The organism is Cupriavidus sp. KK10, assembly GCF_018223725.1.
GTDB lineage: Bacteria > Pseudomonadota > Gammaproteobacteria > Burkholderiales > Burkholderiaceae > Cupriavidus > Cupriavidus necator.
The window spans coordinates 4,933,614-4,951,992 of the sequence record NZ_CP073677.1 but is presented as its reverse complement, the minus strand read 5'-3'; the positions used below and the strand labels follow the sequence as shown (position 1 = coordinate 4,951,992).

The window sequence follows — 18,379 nt, the reverse complement described above, 5'->3', positions numbered from 1 at the left end:
AGGGGTTTTCCTCTATGATGCGGGCTTCGGCCCGTATTTTTTTGGGCTGCCGCCTTCCGTCCTGCCGCATAGCCCCTGCCACCAGCGCCATGTCCACTGCCGCACTCGATCCCACGCGCAATCCCCTTCGTCATGATGCCCAGGTGATCGGGCTGGTCGGCCTGGCCCACGGGGTCTCCCACTTCTACCACCTGTTGCTGGCCCCGCTGTTCCCATGGATCAAGGCGGAATTCGGCCTGAGCTATGCCGAGCTGGGCCTGCTGATGACGGTGTTCTTCGCGGTATCGGCGGTGGTGCAGACCGCGTCAGGCTTTGTGGTCGACCGCTTCGGCGCGCGGCCGGTGCTGTTTGCCGGGCTGGCCTTCCTGGGCGCCGCGGCCTTGCTGCTGTCGACCAGTTCCGGCTACGCCGCGCTGCTGTTCGGTGCGGCCGTGGCGGGGCTGGGCAATGGCGTGTTCCACCCGGCCGACTTCACGCTGCTAAACAAGCATGTGTCGCAACCCCGGCTGGGCCACGCGTTCTCGGTGCACGGCATTTCCGGCAACCTGGGCTGGGCGGCGGCGCCGCTGTTCCTGGTGGCGATTGCCAACCTGGCCAGCTGGCGCGTGGCACTGGCGGCGGCCTCGGCGGTGGCCTTTATCGTGCTGGCCGTGCTGGTGGCGCTGCGCCATGTGCTGGACCCGCGCGAAGTGCAGGGCGCCGTGGGCCGGCCCGCGGCCAAGGCTGCGGCGGGCGGAAGCGTGCTGGGCTTCCTGCGCCTGCCGCAGGTGTGGGTGTGCTGGGCCTTCTTCCTGCTGACCACGTTCTCCGCCGCCGGCATCCAGAGCTTTGCCCCGACCGCGCTGACCTACCTGTACGGCATGCCGTTCACGCTGGCGACCGCGTCCTACACCATCTACATGCTGTGCAGCGCCGGCGGCATGATCGTCGGCGGCTTTGCCGCCAGCCGCACCAGCAACCATGACCGGTTGATCGCGGTGAGCTTCACGGTGTCGGGGCTGATGGCGGTGCTGGTCGGGCTGGACCTGGTGCCGGCACTGCTGGTGCCGGTGCTGATGGGCGTGATCGGCTTTGGCGCCGGAACTGCCGGGCCGTCGCGCGACCTGCTGGTGCGCGCGGCCGCCCCCGCCGGTGCCACCGGGCGTGTCTATGGCGTGGTCTACTCGGGCCTGGATATCGGCCTGGCGTGCGGCCCGTTGTTCTTCGGTGCGCTAATGGATGCAAAGCTGCCGGCCTGGGTGTTTTTCATGATCGGCGGCTTCCAGTTGCTGTCGATCTTCACCGCGGTGACGGTGGGCAACGGCAACCGCTCGCGCCGCGGCGCGGCGGGCCAGGCGGAGGCCGCCTAGCCCGGGCCACCCAAGCACCGCCTTCCGAATTCGATTGCCTGAGGATGCTTTCATGTCAATGACGCCGGCCAATGCCACCCAGCCTGACGATTCCGAACACGGCACCCCGCTGCCGGGCGGCCATATCCTGGTCGATGCGCTGCTGGCGCACGGCGCCGAGCTGGCCTTCGGCGTGCCGGGCGAAAGCTACCTGGCCGTGCTGGACGGCTTCCACCGCCGCCGCGACCAGTTGCGCTTCATCATCTGCCGCCAGGAGGGCGGGGCCGCAGTCATGGCCGAGGCCTACGGCAAGCTGACCGGCCGCCCCGGGCTGGCCTTCTGCACGCGCGGGCCGGGCGCCACCAATGCCAGCATCGGCGTGCACACCGCCTTCCAGGACTCGACGCCGATGATCCTCTTCATCGGCCAGGTCGGCACCGACTTCATGGACCGCGAGGCCTTCCAGGAAATCGACTATCGCCGCATGTTCGGCCAGATGGCCAAGTGGGTGGCGCAAATCGACCGGGTCGAACGCATCCCCGAATACATTGCGCGCGCCTACCAGACCGCCACCTCGGGCCGTCCGGGCCCGGTGGTGCTGGCGCTGCCCGAGGACATGCTGGCGCAGACTGCCGCCGTGCCGCAGCTGCAGGCCTACCAGCGCGTCATGAGCTGGCCTGGCGAGGCCGACCTGGCGCGGCTGGCCGAGATGCTCAACGCCGCCGAGCGCCCATTCGTGCTGGCTGGCGGCAGCGGCTGGACGCCGCAGGCCTGCGCCGACCTGCAGGCCTTTGCCGAGCGCTTCGCGCTGCCGGTGGGCTGCGCCTTCCGCGGCCAGGACCTGTTCGACAACCGCCATCCCAACTACGCCGGCGATGTCGGCATCGGCATCAACCCGGCGCTGGCCGAGCGCGTCCGCAATGCCGACCTGGTGCTGGCCATTGGCCCGCGCCTGGGCGAGATGACCACCGGCGGCTACGCGCTGATCGCCGCGCCGCGGCCCGCGCAAAAACTGATCCACGTGCACGCCGGCGCCGAGGAACTGGGCAGCGTCTACCAGGCCGACCTGATGATCCAGGCATCGATGCCGGCCATTGCCGCGCGCCTGGCCGGTCTGCAGCCCGCCGCCGCGCCGCGCTGGCAGGCGTGGACTGCAGCCGCGCATGCCGACTATGAACGCTACCTGCAGCCGCCCGCGTTCACGGGTCAGGGCGTCGACATGGCCGAAGTCATCCGCACGCTGGACCAGCTGCTGCCGGCCGACGCGGTCGTGACCAATGGCGCCGGCAACTACGCTGGCTGGCTGCACCGCTATTTCCACTATCGCCCGTTCACCAGCGGCGGCCGCGGCCAGCTGGCCCCGACCAGTGGCGCGATGGGCTATGGCGTGCCGGCGGCGGTCGGTGCCAAGATCGCGTTCCCACAGCGCACCGTGGTGGCGCTGGCCGGCGATGGCTGCTTCCTGATGAATGGCCAGGAACTCGCTACGTCGATGCAATACCAGGCGCCGGTGATCTTCATCGTCGTCAATAACGGCATGTACGGCACCATCCGGATGCACCAGGAACGCGAATACCCGACCCATGTCTCGGGCACCGAGCTGCACAACCCCGACTTTGCCGCGCTGGCACGCGCATATGGTGCGCGCGGCGCAACCGTAACCACGACCGAAGCCTTTGCCCCGGCATTGCGCGAGGCATTGGCCGCGCCGGTCTCGACGCTGATCGAGATCCAGGTGGACCCGGATGTGATCACGCCGCGCACCACGCTGAGCGCGATCCGCGCGCAGGCGCTGGCCAGTCAGAAGCCATGAGCCGGTGCGGCCCGAGCGGATTCTTTCTTACCTATCAGGAGACCATCGATGAAGCCCGTCACCACCGACCTGTGCGACGCGCATGAAGACCGCCTTGCCGACGGCACCCTGCGCGTGATGGCGCCGGTGTTCCGAGTCTTCGGCAAGCAGGGCGCCTTTGCCGGCCCCGCGGCCACGCTCAAGGTGTTCGAAGACAACTCGCTGGTGCGCGCCGCGCTGGAAGCGCCGGGGCAGGGCCGCGTGCTGGTGATCGACGGCGGCGGCTCGCTGCGCTGCGCGCTGGTGGGTGGCAACCTTGGCCTGCTGGCCGAGAAGAACGGCTGGGTCGGCATCGTCGTCAACGGCTGCATCCGCGATACCGCCGAGCTGGACGTGTGCGACATCGGCATCCGCGCGCTGGCCGTGCATCCGCAGAAAAGCCAGAAGCGCAACGTCGGCGAAAGCGACGTCGCGGTGCAGATGCCCGGCGCCGTGGTGCGCCCGGGCAACTGGATCTACGTCGACGCCGACGGCGTGCTGGTCTCGGACGAAAAGCTGGGGAACTGAGCATGCCGCGCGTCTTTGTCTACGGCACGCTGCGTGCCGGCGAGGTCAACGACCTGAACGCCGCCGCCCAGCGCCACGGCATTGCCGCGCCCACGCTGCTGGGCACGGGTACGGTGGCCGGCAGGCTCTATGACTTCGGCACCTATCCCGGCCTGGTGCTGGACGCCGGTGGCGGGCCGGTCGTGGGCGATCTCTACGAGATTGCCGACGCGCTGTTGCCAGTGCTCGACGAGATCGAAGAGGTTTATCCCGGCCAGGCCACGCTGTTCGTGCGCGAGGAACGGGCCGTGTTGCAGGATGGGCAGCCGGTTGCCTGCCTGCTCTATCCAGTGGCCGAGTCGGCCGTGGCCACGCTGCCGCGCATCGTCAGCGGCGACTGGGTGGCCTATCGCCGCGCACGCGATACGGCCGAGGCCTGAGCCCCGGCTCGTTTCAAACAAACGGCGCCGATTCGCGGCGCCGTTTGCTTTTGCGTAGCATGGCCGTCGATGACATCGACCAATGGAATCGACAGCCATGAACGCTCCGCAATCCCTGCAGCCGCAGGTCTTCCCCCAGCAGTTCTTTATCCACGCCGGCGACGTGCGGCTGTCCGCCACCAGTTGGGGTGAGCCCGGGCCAGGGCGGCCCACCATCGTCCTGGTGCACGGCTATCCCGACAGCAGCGAGGTCTGGCACGGCGTGGCGGCGCAGTTGGCGGGGCGCTTCCATGTGGTGGCCTATGACGTGCGCGGGGCAGGGCGCTCAACCACGCCGCGTGCGACAGACGCTTACAGGCTGCAGAAGCTTGCCGATGACTTCATCGCAGTCATCGATGAGGTCTCGCCGCAGCGCCCGGTGCACCTGGTGGGCCACGACTGGGGTTCGATCCAGAGCTGGGAGTTCGTCACCGATGCACGCCTGCAAGGGCGCATCGCCTCATTTACCTCCTGCTCCGGCCCATGCCTGGACCACGCGGCAATCGGCCTGCGCGAACTACGCGGGCAGCGGTCGCTGGCTGCGTTGGGCAAGACATTGAGGCAGCTGGCGGCATCCTGGTATATCGGCGCCTTCCACCTGCCGTGGCTGCCTGAACTGACCTGGCGGCTGTGGCTGGGCCGTGCGTGGCCGCACTACCTGCGCCTGACCGAGGACCTGCGCACGGCGCCCAGTCCCACACAAACTGCCGACGGCTGCCACGGCGTGCGCTTGTACCGCGCCAACTTCCTGCCCGTGCTGCGTGCCCCGCGCCAGCGTCATGCCCATGCGCCGGTGCAGGTGATCGTGCCGTTGCATGACCGGTATGTGAAGCCGGCGCTGACCGAAGACCTGCACCGCTGGACCACGCAACTCTGGCGCCGCACCGTGCCCGCGCACCATTGGCTGCCGCTGGCCGACGCCCAGGGGTTTGCCGCCATGGTGCGGGAATTTGTCGAGCATATGGAAGGGGAGCCTGCCTCACCGGAGCTGTTTGCCGCGCGCATCCGCTAGCGGAGGCAGCGCATTCTGCGCATTTTTCACAATGTGGAAAGATGTTTTGGACCGCAAAAATACATGGTTTGCGTAGCACAACACCATTTCTCATGATGGAAGATCATGTCCCGTATTGTGAAATAAAATCGCTAAGTCATTGAATTATTGAGATAAAAAACTAAGCGACAATCGCAGATCAAGGTTGTTGCAACGCGGGAGGGTTTTCTACACTCTTATATAAGACCTATGACCTGAGGCGCGAAAAACAGCGACCCACGCAGCAGCACCGCGATCAGCCCAGGCCAGGTGGTCAAGAGATTCTCAGCCATCCCCGCATCATCAGGAGAGTGACCATGACCCGCCAAGAACAGATCCAGGCCCTGCAGAAAGACTGGGATACCAATCCCCGCTGGAAGGGTATCAAGCGCAACTTCACCGCCGAAGACGTGGTGCGCCTGCGTGGTTCGGTTCAGGTCGAACACACTCTGGCACGCCGCGGCTCCGAGAAGCTGTGGAACCTGTTGCACACCGAGCCGTTCGTCAACTCGCTGGGCGCGCTGACCGGCAACCAGGCCATGCAGCAAGTGAAGGCCGGCCTGAAGGCCATCTACCTGTCGGGGTGGCAAGTCGCAGGCGACGCCAACCTGGCCGGTGAAATGTACCCCGACCAGTCGCTGTACCCGGCCAACTCGGTGCCGCAAGTCGTCAAGCGCATCAACAACACCTTCCAGCGCGCCGACCAGATCCAGTGGAGCGAAGGCAAGGGCGACACCGACTTCTTCGCCCCGATCGTGGCGGATGCTGAAGCCGGCTTCGGCGGCGTGCTGAATGCGTTCGAACTGATGAAGTCGATGATCGAAGCGGGCGCCGCCGGCGTGCACTTCGAAGACCAACTCGCTTCGGTGAAGAAGTGCGGCCACATGGGCGGCAAGGTGCTGGTGCCGACCCGCGAAGCCGTCGCCAAGCTGACCGCTGCCCGCCTGGCCGCCGACGTCTCGGGCGTGCCGACCCTGGTGATCGCCCGTACCGACGCCGAGGCCGCCGACCTGCTGACCTCGGACGTAGACGAGAACGACAAGCCGTTCTGCACCGGCGAGCGCACCGTGGAAGGTTTCTACCGCGTGCGCAACGGCCTGGAGCAGTCGATCTCGCGCGCCCTGGCCTACGCTGAAGTGGCTGACCTGGTGTGGTGCGAAACCGGCAAGCCGGACCTCGAGTTCGCCAAGAAGTTTGCCGAAGCCGTGCACGCCAAGTTCCCAGGCAAGATGCTGGCCTACAACTGCTCGCCGTCGTTCAACTGGAAGAAGAACCTGGACGACGCCACCATCGCCAAGTTCCAGAGGGAACTGGGCGCTATGGGCTACAAGTTCCAGTTCATCACCCTGGCCGGCTTCCACTCGCTGAACTACTCGATGTTCAACCTGGCCTACGGCTACGCCCGCAACCAGATGAGCGCGTTCGTGGAACTGCAGGAAGCCGAGTTTAAGGCAGCCGAGAAGGGCTTCACCGCGGTCAAGCACCAGCGCGAAGTCGGCACCGGCTACTTCGACGCCGTGACCCAGACCATCGAAGGCGGCCAGTCGTCGACGACCGCCCTGAAAGGTTCGACCGAAAACGAACAGTTCTTCGAAGACAAGAAAGTGGCCTGACTCTCCTGGTCACCCCCGCCGGAACGTGGGTCCGGCGGTTAAAGAAGGCGTGCGACCATCACGCTTTCTGATTTAGGCGCCGCGCCGTTCTCTCTCAGGGACGGCGCGTTTTTTTATTTTCCGACGCGGGGAGGGTTGGCGGGTTGCCGTTCAACGGGTGTTCAAGACTCAAAGCTATGCAGAGTTGCCTCCCAAGCCTGGCCAGGTTCACGCCGGAGCGGCTTTTCTCATTCAAGGGTATCCAGATGCTGCCAACTCCCGTATATTGCGCCCCGCGGGGTGGAGCAGTTGGCAGCTCGTCGGGCTCATAACCCGAAGGTCGCAGGTTCAAGTCCTGCCCCCGCAACCAGATTCGAAAGCCCGCCCGGTTCGCGCCGCGCGGGTTTTTTTGTATTGGCGACCTGGTCGAAGAGATGCATTGCCGTGAGCCGGCATCGAAGCGCTGGGCTTGCGGCGGGCGCGAATCTGCTGGAATGCAATAAATTGTCATTTTGGCGACTTGCAGCATTTGGGTGATTCCCGCCGTAAGAAGGATGGCTTAAAGTGCCGGGGCCTTTATCGGCACTTCCGAGCTACTCACCAAGAACAACATCATGAAAGCATCTCTCTCGCTCGCTTCCTGCGCCGTCGCGGCGGCACTGCTGGCCGGCTGTTCCGGCGGCATGCCCACCAATCTCGATGGCGTGATGAGCGCCGGCACGTCGCTGGCCAAGGCCGCCACGCTGTCTGACGCCGACGTCAAGAGCCTGTCCGACCAAGCTTGCGCTGAATCGGACAAGACCAACAAGATCGCTGCTGCCAACACCACCTACAGCAAGCGCCTGGTCAAGATCATGAGCGGGCTGAAGAACAGCGATGTGCCCAACGTCAACGCCAAGGTCTACATGACCAAGGACGTCAACGCCTGGGCCATGGCCAACGGCTGCGTGCGCGTCTACAGCGGCCTGATGGACATGATGACCGACGACGAAGTGCGTGGCGTGCTGGGCCATGAGCTGGGCCACGTGGCGCTGGGCCACACCAAGAAGGCCATGCAGGTTGCGTACACGGCCACGGCCGCACGCGGCGCAGCAGCAGCTGCCGGCAACAGTGCGGTGGCGGCGCTGTCGCAGTCGCAACTGGGCGAACTGGGCGAGCAGCTGATCAATGCGCAGTTCTCGCAGTCGCAGGAAAGCGCGGCGGATGACTATTCCTTCGACCTGCTGACCAAGAACAAGGCCAACACGCGTGGCCTGGTGACGGCGTTCCAGAAGCTGGCCAAGCTGGACGGCGGCAAGTCCAGCATGTTCTCGTCGCACCCGGGCTCGGAAGACCGCGCCAAGCATATCGAGCAGCGCATCAGCAAGGCTTCGTAAGCGGACTGCGCAAGCAAAAAACCGCCCGCACCGATCATGCCGGTGCGGGCGGTTTTGCTTTGCTGGCGCTATGCGCCGGGGGTCAGCGGTAGACGATCACGGGGATGTCGGTATGCGTCAGCACCTTCTGCGTCTCGCTGCCCAGCAACAGGCCGGACAAGCCGCGCCGGCCGTGCGACGCCATGAAGATCACATCGCAGCCATGGCGCTCGGCAGCGTCGATGATGCCCAGGTAGGGCACGGCAAAGGTCGACATATCGGCATCGAAGGTCACGCCCGCCGCCGTGGCCAGGTTCTCGACCTCTTTCAGGTATAGCTTGGCCTGGTTCTCGATGCGGTCCTTGAAGGACTGCGGGGCCTCGACCACGATTTCGCTGAACGGCGTGTAGGGGTACTCCTCCAGGCAGACATAGGCTGTGATGCGCGCGCCGATGGCCTTGGCGAGCTCCAGTCCGCCGTTGATGGCTTTCTTGGAGAGTTCCGAGCCGTCGGTGGGTAGCAGGATATGTTGGAACATGCGGGGCTCCTTTTCTGACTAGGGGATCGGGGCAGGGCAGCCAGCTCGGTGGTTGCCGGGGCGACGGGAAGCGCCTGTCACGAATCCATTGTAGTCAGTGTGCCGAGAAGGGCATTGCGCGGAATCAATTGCAATGAAAGTGTCTCAGTACACCCGCATGCGCCCCATTCCTCAGTCCGCCAGGACCTCCGCAACCGGCATGGCCGCGGCCTGTTCGGCACGGCGCCAGTAGGACGGGTTGCCGTAGGTGTTCTTCAGGTGATCGATAAACAGCCGCACCCGCAGCGGCAGGTGCTTGCGCTGCGGAAACACCGCGTGGATGCCGATCGGCGGCGCCTGGAACTCATCCAGTACCGTCACCAGCCGCCCGCTGCCGATCTCGCTGCCCACCTCCCACCAGGAGCGCCACGCCAGCCCGTTGCCTTGCAGGCACCACTCATGCAGCACCGCGCCGTCGCTGCATTCCATGGTGCCGCCCACCTTGACCGTGACCGCGCGGCCTTCCTCCTGGAACACCCAGCCACGCTGCACATTGGCGCTGGCGCCAAAGGCAAGGCAGTTGTGGCGCTGCAGGTCTTCCGGCGCGCCGGGACGCCCGGCGCGCGCCAGGTACTCGGGCGAGGCCACCACCACGCGGCGCGTTTCCGCCAGCCGGATCGATACCAGGCTGGAGTCGGGCAGGTCGCCCAGGCGGATGGCGCAGTCGAAGCCTTCATTGACCAGGTCGACCACGCGGTCAGACAGGTCCAGCGTGATCGAAACGTCCGGGTGCGACTCAATAAACAGCGGCACCAGCGGCGCCACGTGCTTGCGGCCATAGCCCGCCGGGGCGGTCACGCGCAGGTGCCCGCTGGCCTTGACCCCGCCGGCAGAGACGCTGGCCTCGGCGTTGTGCAGGTCGTTCAGGATGCGCTGGCAGTCTTCCAGGAAGGCAGAGCCTTCAAAGGTCAGGCTGATCTTGCGCGTGGTCCGTACCAGCAGTTTGACGCCCAGGCGCTCCTCCAGCGCGTCGATGCGCCGCCCGATGATGGCCGGCGCCACGCCTTCGGCCGCCGCCGCTGCGGAAAGGCTGCCGCGCGACGCGACGGATACAAAGGTCTCCAGTTGTTTGAAATGGTCCACAAATGTTTGCCTGCTGTGTGCCGGCATGGGCACACAATCGGTGGCGTTGCGTCCATATGGCCGGCAGTGAGGAGAATTTGGTGCGGAGTTTTGTTTTAGTCAGCCAAGATTAGTGGCCTAAAAGTAAAAGATCAAGTGACCCGCGACCACTTTGCCGCACTGCAGCGTCTCCCTACAATTCGATGCATTCAATGGTGTACAGAGCCACGCAGCTGTGGTCTGCTCGTCCATCCACCCAGTCGCCCGTACCGTTGCAGGTTGCCCAGGCCCTCATGAACAAGATCCGCGCAGTCGTCTTCGATGCCTATGGCACGCTGTTCGACGTGTATTCCGTCACCGCGCGCGCGGAACAACTGTTCCCGGGCCGCGGCGAGGCGCTGGCGCTGCTGTGGCGGGACCGGCAGATCGACTACACGCGCATCCGCACCATGGCCGCCCCCGATGGCTCGCGCTACAAGCCGTTCTGGGCGATCACCGTGGACGCGCTGCGCTACGCAGCCGAGCGCCTGAGCCTGACGCTGGACGAAGCCGCCGAAGCGCAGCTGCTCAAGGAATATGCGTGCCTGTCCGCGTTCCCGGAGAACCTGGGAGCGCTCAAGCGCCTGCGCCGCGCCAGGCTGCCGCTGGGCATCCTGTCCAACGGCAATGCCGAGATGCTGGACATCTCGGTCAAGAGCTCCGGCATGCATGGCCTGTTCGACCACGTGCTGTCGGTGGACGCCGTGCGCCAGTACAAGACCGCGCCGGCCACCTACGCGCTGGGGCCGCAAGCCTTCAGCCTGCCCGCGGAAGAGATGCTCTTTGTCTCATCCAACGGCTGGGACGCCTGCGGCGCCACCTGGTTCGGCTACACCACGTTCTGGATCAACCGTGCCGGCCATCCGGCGGAGCGGCTCGACGTAGCCCCCTCCGGCACCGGGCACGACATGAACGACCTGCTGGAATTCGTCCGCGCCCGTGGCGTGGCGGTGTAGCAGGGTCCCTTCAACCAAGCCTTATCGCTATCGAACACAGGAGAAGACTGATGGCTATCACGCTGCCCGCGGGCATGAAGATTACCGGCGAGATCCTGCCGGCCTACGAAGATATCCTCACGCCGGAAGCCCTGGCCCTGGTAGACAAGCTGCACCGCGCCTTTGAGCCGCGCCGTCAGGAACTGCTGGCCGCGCGCGTGGAACGCGCCAAGCGCCTGGACGCCGGTGAGATCCCTGACTTCCTGCCGGAAACCAAGAGCATCCGTGAAGGCGACTGGAAAGTTGCCCCGATCCCCCAGGCCCTGGAATGCCGCCGCGTGGAAATCACCGGCCCGGTCGAGGCCAAGATGGTCATCAACGCCTTCAACTCGGGCGCTGACAGCTACATGACCGACTTCGAGGATTCCAACACCCCCAACTGGCACAACCAGCTGCAGGGCCAGGTCAACCTGAAGGCCGCCGTGCGCCGCACGCTGACCCTGGAATCCAAGGGCAAGCAATACAAGCTGAACGACAAGATCGCCACCCTGCAAGTGCGTCCGCGCGGCTGGCACCTGGACGAGAAGCACGTCACCATCGACGGCAAGCGCATTTCGGGCGGCATCTTCGACTTCGCGCTGTTCCTGTTCCACAACGCCAAGGAGCAGATCGCCCGCGGCGCCGGCCCGTTCTTCTACCTGCCCAAGATGGAAAGCCATCTGGAAGCACGCCTGTGGAACGACATCTTCGTGATGGCGCAGAACGAAATCAGCCTACCGCAAGGCACCATCAAGGCCACCGTCCTGATCGAAACGATCCTGGCGGCGTTCGAGATGGACGAAATCCTGTATGAACTGCGCGAGCACAGCGCGGGCCTGAACGCCGGCCGCTGGGACTACATCTTCTCGTGCATCAAGAAGTTCAAGAACGACAAGGACTTCTGCCTGGCCGACCGCGCCAAGGTCACCATGACCGCGCCGTTCATGCGCGCCTACGCGCTGCTGCTGCTCAAGACCTGCCACCACCGTGGCGCTCCCGCCATGGGCGGCATGAGCGCGCTGATCCCGATCAAGAACGATCCGGAGAAGAACGCCATCGCCATGGAAGGCATCATCAGCGACAAGCGCCGCGACGCCACCGACGGCTACGACGGCGGCTGGGTGGCCCATCCGGGCCTAGTCGAGCCGGCCATGAAGGAATTCGTGGCAGTGCTGGGCGACAAGCCCAACCAGTTCGGCAAGCAACGCCCGGACGTGCAAGTGAAGGGCGCCGACCTGCTCGACTTCAAGCCAGAAACGCCGATCACCGAGCACGGCCTGCGCATGAACATCAACGTCGGCATCCACTACCTGGGCGCCTGGCTGGACGGTAACGGCTGCGTGCCGATCCACAACCTGATGGAAGATGCTGCTACCGCCGAGATCTCGCGCTCGCAGGTGTGGCAGTGGATCCGCTCGCCGAAGGGCAAGCTGGAAGACGGCACCAAGGTGACCGCTGAGCTGGTGCGCAAGCTGATTCCGGAAGAGCTGGCGAAGGTGAAGGCACTGGTGGGTGGCGATACCAAGACGTATGACCGGGCTGCCGAGATTTTTGAGCAGATGTCTACGTCGGAGGATTTTGCTGAGTTCCTGACGCTGCCGCTGTATGAGGAAGTTTGAGCGGGTAGGGCTCTAGCAGGATGAAAAACCGCAGCTTTGGCTGCGGTTTTTTCTTTTGGGAGTCTCCCTCCATGTCAGGATTGTTGCGGGCCCATGCGGTCGTCGGCCTGTCAGACGAATGACGAATGGTCAAATACTGGCAACTAGACGTGTTAGGGCGCAGATTTTCGATCTGAAAAACAAATAGTTTGACCTGAACAATCGATTTCACAACTCAGTTGCGGAAACGTAGAGTGCATGCAAGACAGATCCCCCCCACGAGTTCCCGTCATGCTTGTTGCCCCCCTGCGTCGACGCCTTGGCGTTGCGCTTCTGATCTCTCTGTCAGGCGTCCCGCTTGCCGCCATCGCCTCTGATGCCGACCCTTATCCCCAGCGTCCGGTCAGGATCGTCGTACCGTTCGGTGCGGGCGGTACGACCGACATCGCGGCGCGAGCGCTGGCCTCCAAGCTCCAGGCTCGCCTGGGCCAACCCGTGATCGTCGAAAACCGTGCCGGTGCGGTGACGGCGATTGGCAGCGAATTCGTCGCCAAGGCTGCGCGGGATGGGCTGACGTTGCTGTATTCGGGTTCGACCACTTTCTCCGTGCTGCCGGCGCTGCGGCAGGACCTGCCGCTGAATCCCGACACGACCTGGACGCCGATCGGCATAGTGGCGCAGACCGCCGTGGTGGTATCGACGCGCGCCGCTGGCAAGATCCATAGCTTCGCCGATATCGCCAGGCAGGCCAATGCCGGAGGCGCTGGCGTGACCTACGGCACCTTCGGTCCCGGCTCCGCACCCCACCTGGTGGGCGCGATGATCGCCCGCAGCATCAAGGCGGACATGACGGCGGTGCCGTACAAGGGCAGCGCGCAGGTCTTAACCGATGTCATCGGCGGGCAGATCGACCTGAGTATCGATCCGGTGGCGGTCGTGCAGGGGAATATCAATGCCGGCAAGCTGCGTCCGCTGGCGATTAGTTCGGCCACGCGTTCACCATTGCTACCCAACGTGCCGACATTCGCCGAGGTGGGCGTCGCCAGTGGCGGAGCCTCGTTCTGGTATGGGCTGGTCGCGCCCAAGGGCACCCCGGCGCCGATCGTAGATCGGCTGCAGGCGGAGTTGCGTGCGATCGTGCAGGACGCAGAGTATCGCGAAGTCCTGGCCAAGCAGGGCCTGGAAACGCTGTCTGGCGGCGCGGAGGAGTTCCGGCGCAGGACGCGCGCAGAGATCACGCAGTTCCGCCAGTTGGCGCGGGATGCAAACATCCGCATGGAGTGACGCGATGCCGGCTCAATCCACTATGCGCGCCGCGCCGGACTATGCGACTGAAGATGTGCGCGCCGTACAGGCCGCGCGCGCGAGCTGGCGCGAGTTTCTCGCGCTCCTGAGGCTGCCGAATGTGACAGCCGATGCCGCGGACGTATGCAAGACGGCCGACTGGCTGTCGCAGGCATTCGCGCGCCGCGGCTTCGCGGTGACGTCGCTATCAAACGGCGAACGTCCCATGCTGCTGGCCGGGCGCCGCTGCCCGGATCCGGCAGCGCCAACCATCCTCTGCTACATGCATATGGATGCGCAGCCCGTGGCCAACCAGCCATGGAGCCAGCCCAGCCCGTGGCAGCCAACGCTGCGCCCCTCTTGGTCGATGCCGGATGTCGCATACATCGATCCTTCCGATGCGCTTGTCGGCGACGAGATCGATCGCGATGCGCGGCTCGTGGCGCGCGCGGTGGCGGATGACAAGGGGCCCATCATGATGCTGCTGGCTGCGTTGGACAGCCTGGCCGAAGAGGCGCGCGGCACGTCGGTGCATCTCAAGGTGCTGCTCGACAGCGAAGAGGAGATCGGCGCGCCCAACCTCGGGACGGTGGTGTCGGCCAACCGCGAGGCCCTGAAGGCTGACGCGATGCTGGTGCTCGACGGCTCGATGCACGCCAGCAATCGCCCCACCATGATCCTCGGCAATCGCGGCGCGTTCATGACCACGCTGACCGTATTTGGCCCCCGCCGCGACCTGCATAGCGGCCAGTTCGGCAACTACGCGGCGAACCCTGTGTTCCGCCTGGCAATGTTGCTGGCGTCGATGAAAGACGACGATGGCAAGGTGCGGGTGGACGGGTTCTACGACGGCATTGCGTTGACCGACGACTACCGCCGCCAGCTCGAAAGCGTGCCGGACGACGACGGTGTCTTGCGCGCGCGTGCCGGCATTGCGCAGCCGGAGCGCGTGGGCGGGACATACCAAGAAGCGCTGCAGTACCCGACGCTCAACGTGGTGGGCATCGCTGCCGCTCAGGTCGGCGCAGCGGCGCGCACGATCATTCCCGCGCAAGCCACGGCAACATTCGATGTCCGCACCGTGCCGGAGACAGACCCGGAACGGCTGTTCGGGCTGCTGCGCGCGCACGTCCTGGCGCAGGGCTTCCACCTGATCGAGGGCGAGCCCACCGAGGATGATCGCCGACGGTACCCAAAACTGGCGCGCCTGGTGCAGCCACGCTTCAACGGTATGGCCCATGCGGTGCGTACCCCGGCCGACGAGCCCGTGTGCCGCTGGGTGGAAGGAGCACTGGTCGCGGCGCATGGCGAAGCGCCGGTGTGCATCCGCATGATGGGCGGCTCGGTTCCCACCGGAATTGCGGTGCGCGAACTCGGCGTCCCGTGCGTGCTGCTGCCGCTGGTCAACGCTGACAACAACCAGCACAGCCACGACGAGAACCTGCGTCTGGGCAACTACATCGACGGCATCCGCACGCTGCGCCGATTGCTGACCCATCCGTTCTAGCACTTACGCGTGCGCGGCGCCGTGTCGGGCGGATGATCCTGGATGAAGTCGAACAGCGCCGCCGCCGCGGCAGAGAAATTGGGCGGCTCGCGCGTGACCAGGTAGATGTCCCGCGTCAGGCTGCGGTCTAGCGGAATCGCAACCTGATCACGCAGCGCGAGTGCCTGCAGCGCCAGGTTGGGAGCGACGCTGATGCCCACGCCAGCACGCACCATGCCCAGCATCGTGTGCAGGTGCTCGACTTCGTGCACGACATTCAGCCGCGCAGGCGCGATCCTGGCGACAAGCCGCGCCATGGCGACGCTGCCGCGCGGTGCGGCAATGAAGGGATAGGGCAACAGGTCCCTTGGCTTGAGCGTGCGGCGCGTGGCGAGGGGATGTCCCTTGGGGCAGATCACCGAGAAACGGTCCGCGTGGAAATGAGCGAGCCGCATGCCGGGCATCATGGGCTCTGCCGGTGTCGCGATGGCGAAGTCCGCGTCGCCGTCGCGCGCGGCGGCGATCGCTTCGTGCGAGAACTCGTCTCGCAGCAGCACGCTGACGTTCGGGTGCAGGCGCGCGAATGACTGCAGGATGTCCGGAAACCAGCCGCCGGCAAGGCTCGGTATCACGGCAACCGTGGTCCGGCCGCGCTTGAGCGAAGCATGGTCGCGCACGCTGCCGACCGCATCGTTGATCTCAGCCAGCAGCCGGGCCGCGTGTTCGGCAAAGAGCTTGCCTTCCGGTGTCAGCGTGATGGTACGCGTGGAGCGGTCGAACAGCTTCGCACCTACGTGGTTTTCCAGGGCCGCGATCAGGGCGCTGAAGGCCGGCTGCGAGAGCGCCAACACACTGGCGGCGCGCGTGAAGTTGCGCGCTTCGATCAAGGCCAGGAAGGCGCGTAGGTCGCGCGTGGAGATGTCCATGTCGAGGGGGCGGTAAGCAAAGTCCTGTGTCGCGTTCAGCAATGGGCTGCTGTCACGTCGGACAGGCGACGAGTATGTCCTGTTCGCCGCTGAAGCGCGCCTCTTGCAACAGCGGTGTAGACACTATGGCGGATGCCAGTTCAATGGCCATCGTACAGCATGAAGTACGCGTGCCGATGTCTAGTGCTGACGAAGAACCATCGGGACGATTGCGAATCCTCTTATCGCCACAGACACAAGGGACGGCAACACTAGACCCGTCGCCGAAACAACGGCGACCGGGCGTAGCAACCTGAACAGCTCCAAGGGATCGCCGTTTCATACGGCCTCGTCTCCGCGCATGTGCTGGCTCTCTTTCAACGGCGGGCCGGGCGGGGCAGCCGAAAGGCTGGCCGGGCTCCCTTGGATTGCCGGTATTGCTACCCCCGCTGTCAGACCCGCCACCCTCCAACTGAGTGCATCAGGCGGGTCCTCCAACCTTCCCTAGGAGCTCGCAATGCAAGACCAAACCGCTTCGAAACAAGACATCATCCTGGCCGCCATTCCAGACTGCCTGTACTCGCTTGGACGCGTCAGCGCCGGCCTGGGCTGCGTCCTGTCCCTGCTGGAAGTTGAAAGCGAACGGTCAGAGGTGTGCCACGGCGTGCATTGTCTGGTGGCGATGCTCAAAGCGCAGCTTGATCAGACTGCGGAGGAGCTTCTCCGGACGAGTGAGTTGGGTTCTGATGTTGCCGGTGGATGAGAAATGCTCTGGCCGGATGGAAGGCCGCAGCTTAGGCGGCGGTCTTTCCCTCTGGCTATTCGCGAACAACAGTGGGTCTGTTTGCAAAGCGGCTGACCGACTCCGGCTGTGGAATCAACCGGTCGATGCAACAGATTGATGAAATCGTTCCGCCGGTGTATCGAAGTCTAGTGTCTTGCGCGGACGTTCATTGAGCCGCCTGGCTACGGCGTTGCGTTTTTGATCCATTCACGCAAGCCTCATCCGGCGAAGCTGACTTGACGATCCAAGGGAGCATTGGGTTCAACGGCGCCGTCCCCGGTCCCGCCGGACGTAGCGTGGTTGCGGCGCAGGCTATGGCATTGCCTGGAAGAACGAAAGCGTCTGGGCATTGGCCCGTTTGGCGGCGTCGGCGACATAGTGGACGCCCTGGTTTCGCGCGAAGGCGTGCATGCAGCCGGGATACGTGTGTATCTCGACATTGGGCTTGTCCGACAGCACCGCGACGATCCGCGCCCGCGCTTCCGGCGGCACGAATTCATCTTCCTCGGCGATATGCATCAGCAGCGGCGTGGTGAACGTCGCGGCCTCGCCGAGATGCTTGTCGATGCCGACGCCGTAGTAGGAGACAGCCGCTTCGGCGTTGGTGCGGACTGCGGTCAGGAATGCCAGCAGTCCGCCAAGGCAGTAGCCGACCGTGCCCACGCCGCCGGTAACGCCGTCCAGCCGCCGCGTGAACTGGATGGTCGCATCCAGGTCGCCCACGCCCGCATCGACATCGAAGGCCTGGTAGAGCGCCAGGGCCTTCTGCCATTCCGCATCGCTCTTGTCGGTGAGTTCGACGTTCGGCTCCTGGCGCCAGTAGAGATCCGGGCAGATGGCGGTGAAACCGTGTTGCGCGAAATGATCGCAAATGGCGCGCATGTCGTCGTTGATGCCGAAGATCTCCTGGATCACCACTATGGCCTTGCCGCTTGCCGCTGATGTCGGCCTGGCAAGGTAGGCCCGGAAGTTGCCGTCCGGAACGTCGATCGATGTGTACTCGCCCATGATGCCTCCTGTTATGCGGGGGTTTTGCCCATGCGGGCAGCCATCAATGTAGCGCAATTCCCCGTCAGCGCGCGCCCAGCGCGGCGAGCAATTCGGCGGTGGTCAGGATGGCATGCGCGAACGTGGGCCCGTTGATCTCATGCGCGGCATGCAAGGCTTCCGGCGAGAATGCCGCGGTCGCGTTCCGCACCAGGGTCACATGGTAGCCAAGTTCCGCCGCGAACCGCCCCATGGCTTCGATGCAGGTGTTTGCCAGCTAGCCCATCAGGATGACCTGCCGGATGTCGTGCTGCTTGAGCTGGAAATCCAGGTCCGTGTTGGCGAAGCCGCTGCCGCCCCAGTGCTCATGGACAATCACGTTGCCGGCCATGGGGCGGAAATCAGGATGCCAGTCCCCGCCCCAGGTGCCTTCGGCAAAGACCTGCGCGCGGCTGGGACCGAGCTGGTAGGGGCTGGCGCGCTGCCAGCCGAGATGCTCGTCCGGGCGGGCGCGATGGTGCGGCACGTAGAATACCTGTATGCCGCGCTAACGCGCCGCGC

Annotated in this window: 16 protein-coding genes, 1 tRNA gene and 1 pseudogene; 13 read left to right on the top strand and 5 right to left on the bottom strand. The window is 65.0% G+C overall.

Annotated elements, in window-relative coordinates:
- Positions 1 to 89: 89 nt before the first annotated feature.
- From KB879_RS23065 to KB879_RS23030, 8 genes are all read left to right on the top strand, one after another.
- The gene (locus KB879_RS23065; RefSeq protein ID WP_041227981.1) at positions 90 to 1,349 is read left to right on the top strand and encodes an MFS transporter; all 1,260 of its coding nucleotides are present in this window, start codon (positions 90 to 92) and stop codon (positions 1,347 to 1,349) included.
- Between the two features lie 52 nt (positions 1,350 to 1,401).
- Positions 1,402 to 3,141 carry a thiamine pyrophosphate-binding protein gene (locus KB879_RS23060; protein ID WP_013957096.1) on the top strand — a complete coding sequence of 580 codons (1,740 nt, stop codon included), beginning with the start codon at positions 1,402 to 1,404 and terminating at the stop codon, positions 3,139 to 3,141.
- A 48-nt stretch (positions 3,142 to 3,189) separates the two neighbouring features.
- A complete protein-coding gene (gene rraA / locus KB879_RS23055; protein WP_211979837.1) occupies positions 3,190 to 3,687 on the top strand; it encodes a ribonuclease E activity regulator RraA in 498 nt (165 codons plus the stop codon).
- A 2-nt stretch (positions 3,688 to 3,689) separates the two neighbouring features.
- The gene (locus KB879_RS23050) at positions 3,690 to 4,106 is read left to right on the top strand and encodes a gamma-glutamylcyclotransferase (RefSeq protein WP_013957094.1); all 417 of its coding nucleotides are present in this window, start codon (positions 3,690 to 3,692) and stop codon (positions 4,104 to 4,106) included.
- Between the two features lie 97 nt (positions 4,107 to 4,203).
- A complete protein-coding gene (locus KB879_RS23045) occupies positions 4,204 to 5,157 on the top strand; it encodes an alpha/beta fold hydrolase (RefSeq protein WP_228772356.1) in 954 nt (317 codons plus the stop codon).
- 335 nt (positions 5,158 to 5,492) lie between these two features.
- Positions 5,493 to 6,788, top strand: a complete 1,296-nt coding sequence (gene aceA / locus KB879_RS23040) for an isocitrate lyase (protein WP_211979836.1) — start codon at positions 5,493 to 5,495, stop codon at positions 6,786 to 6,788.
- 273 nt (positions 6,789 to 7,061) lie between these two features.
- Positions 7,062 to 7,137 (top strand) — tRNA-Met (locus KB879_RS23035).
- A gap of 244 nt (positions 7,138 to 7,381) precedes the next feature.
- On the top strand, positions 7,382 to 8,143 hold the full coding sequence (locus tag KB879_RS23030) for a M48 family metalloprotease (RefSeq protein ID WP_114134201.1): 762 nt from the start codon (positions 7,382 to 7,384) through the stop codon (positions 8,141 to 8,143).
- 82 nt (positions 8,144 to 8,225) lie between these two features.
- On the opposite strand, the gene KB879_RS23025 is transcribed toward KB879_RS23030, so the two are convergent.
- A complete protein-coding gene (locus KB879_RS23025; RefSeq protein WP_013957090.1) occupies positions 8,226 to 8,660 on the bottom strand; it encodes a universal stress protein in 435 nt (144 codons plus the stop codon).
- A 171-nt stretch (positions 8,661 to 8,831) separates the two neighbouring features.
- Positions 8,832 to 9,782 carry a substrate binding domain-containing protein gene (locus tag KB879_RS23020; RefSeq protein WP_211979835.1) on the bottom strand — a complete coding sequence of 317 codons (951 nt, stop codon included), beginning with the start codon at positions 9,780 to 9,782 and terminating at the stop codon, positions 8,832 to 8,834.
- Between the two features lie 272 nt (positions 9,783 to 10,054).
- Here KB879_RS23020 and KB879_RS23015 point away from each other — a divergent pair, with 272 nt between their 5' ends.
- From KB879_RS23015 to KB879_RS23000, 4 genes are all read left to right on the top strand, one after another.
- Complete coding sequence (locus KB879_RS23015; RefSeq protein WP_013957088.1) at positions 10,055 to 10,756, top strand: haloacid dehalogenase type II; 702 nt, start codon at positions 10,055 to 10,057, stop codon at positions 10,754 to 10,756.
- Positions 10,757 to 10,806: 50 nt separating this feature from the next.
- Positions 10,807 to 12,393 carry a malate synthase A gene (gene aceB / locus KB879_RS23010; RefSeq protein ID WP_013957087.1) on the top strand — a complete coding sequence of 529 codons (1,587 nt, stop codon included), beginning with the start codon at positions 10,807 to 10,809 and terminating at the stop codon, positions 12,391 to 12,393.
- A gap of 270 nt (positions 12,394 to 12,663) precedes the next feature.
- Positions 12,664 to 13,656: a tripartite tricarboxylate transporter substrate binding protein gene (locus KB879_RS23005; protein WP_211979834.1), complete on the top strand. Its 993-nt coding sequence runs from the start codon at positions 12,664 to 12,666 to the stop codon at positions 13,654 to 13,656.
- Positions 13,657 to 13,660: 4 nt separating this feature from the next.
- Complete coding sequence (locus tag KB879_RS23000; protein ID WP_211979833.1) at positions 13,661 to 15,163, top strand: M20/M25/M40 family metallo-hydrolase; 1,503 nt, start codon at positions 13,661 to 13,663, stop codon at positions 15,161 to 15,163.
- On the opposite strand, the gene KB879_RS22995 is transcribed toward KB879_RS23000, so the two are convergent.
- Positions 15,160 to 16,110, bottom strand: a complete 951-nt coding sequence (locus KB879_RS22995; RefSeq protein ID WP_211979832.1) for a LysR family transcriptional regulator — start codon at positions 16,108 to 16,110, stop codon at positions 15,160 to 15,162. The genes KB879_RS23000 and KB879_RS22995 overlap by 4 nt on opposite strands.
- A gap of 454 nt (positions 16,111 to 16,564) precedes the next feature.
- On the opposite strand from KB879_RS22995, the gene KB879_RS22990 reads away from it, so the two are divergent.
- The gene (locus KB879_RS22990; protein ID WP_013957083.1) at positions 16,565 to 16,810 is read left to right on the top strand and encodes a DUF1484 family protein; all 246 of its coding nucleotides are present in this window, start codon (positions 16,565 to 16,567) and stop codon (positions 16,808 to 16,810) included.
- Between the two features lie 333 nt (positions 16,811 to 17,143).
- Here KB879_RS22990 and KB879_RS22985 read toward each other — a convergent pair whose 3' ends face one another.
- Both KB879_RS22985 and KB879_RS22980 read right to left on the bottom strand, forming a co-directional pair.
- Positions 17,144 to 17,839, bottom strand: a complete 696-nt coding sequence (locus KB879_RS22985) for a dienelactone hydrolase family protein (RefSeq protein WP_211982277.1) — start codon at positions 17,837 to 17,839, stop codon at positions 17,144 to 17,146.
- A gap of 64 nt (positions 17,840 to 17,903) precedes the next feature.
- A pseudogene (locus tag KB879_RS22980) lies at positions 17,904 to 18,344 on the bottom strand (cysteine hydrolase).
- Between the last annotated feature and the right edge of the window lie 35 nt (positions 18,345 to 18,379).

Bases quoted from the DNA above. Each gene is read 5' to 3' on its own strand.
- KB879_RS23060 (WP_013957096.1), top strand. From the start codon at position 1,402: ATGTCAATGACGCCGGCCAATGCCACCCAGCCTGACGATTCCGAACAC.
- KB879_RS23050 (WP_013957094.1), top strand. From the start codon at position 3,690: ATGCCGCGCGTCTTTGTCTACGGCACGCTGCGTGCCGGCGAGGTCAAC.
- KB879_RS23045 (WP_228772356.1), top strand. From the start codon at position 4,204: ATGAACGCTCCGCAATCCCTGCAGCCGCAGGTCTTCCCCCAGCAGTTC.
- KB879_RS23065 (WP_041227981.1), top strand. From the start codon at position 90: ATGTCCACTGCCGCACTCGATCCCACGCGCAATCCCCTTCGTCATGAT.
- KB879_RS22985 (WP_211982277.1), bottom strand. From the start codon at position 17,839: ATGGGCGAGTACACATCGATCGACGTTCCGGACGGCAACTTCCGGGCC.
- aceB (WP_013957087.1), top strand. From the start codon at position 10,807: ATGGCTATCACGCTGCCCGCGGGCATGAAGATTACCGGCGAGATCCTG.
- KB879_RS23030 (WP_114134201.1), top strand. From the start codon at position 7,382: ATGAAAGCATCTCTCTCGCTCGCTTCCTGCGCCGTCGCGGCGGCACTG.
- aceA (WP_211979836.1), top strand. From the start codon at position 5,493: ATGACCCGCCAAGAACAGATCCAGGCCCTGCAGAAAGACTGGGATACC.
- KB879_RS23025 (WP_013957090.1), bottom strand. From the start codon at position 8,660: ATGTTCCAACATATCCTGCTACCCACCGACGGCTCGGAACTCTCCAAG.
- KB879_RS23000 (WP_211979833.1), top strand. From the start codon at position 13,661: ATGCCGGCTCAATCCACTATGCGCGCCGCGCCGGACTATGCGACTGAA.
- KB879_RS22990 (WP_013957083.1), top strand. From the start codon at position 16,565: ATGCAAGACCAAACCGCTTCGAAACAAGACATCATCCTGGCCGCCATT.
- KB879_RS23005 (WP_211979834.1), top strand. From the start codon at position 12,664: ATGCTTGTTGCCCCCCTGCGTCGACGCCTTGGCGTTGCGCTTCTGATC.
- KB879_RS23015 (WP_013957088.1), top strand. From the start codon at position 10,055: ATGAACAAGATCCGCGCAGTCGTCTTCGATGCCTATGGCACGCTGTTC.
- rraA (WP_211979837.1), top strand. From the start codon at position 3,190: ATGAAGCCCGTCACCACCGACCTGTGCGACGCGCATGAAGACCGCCTT.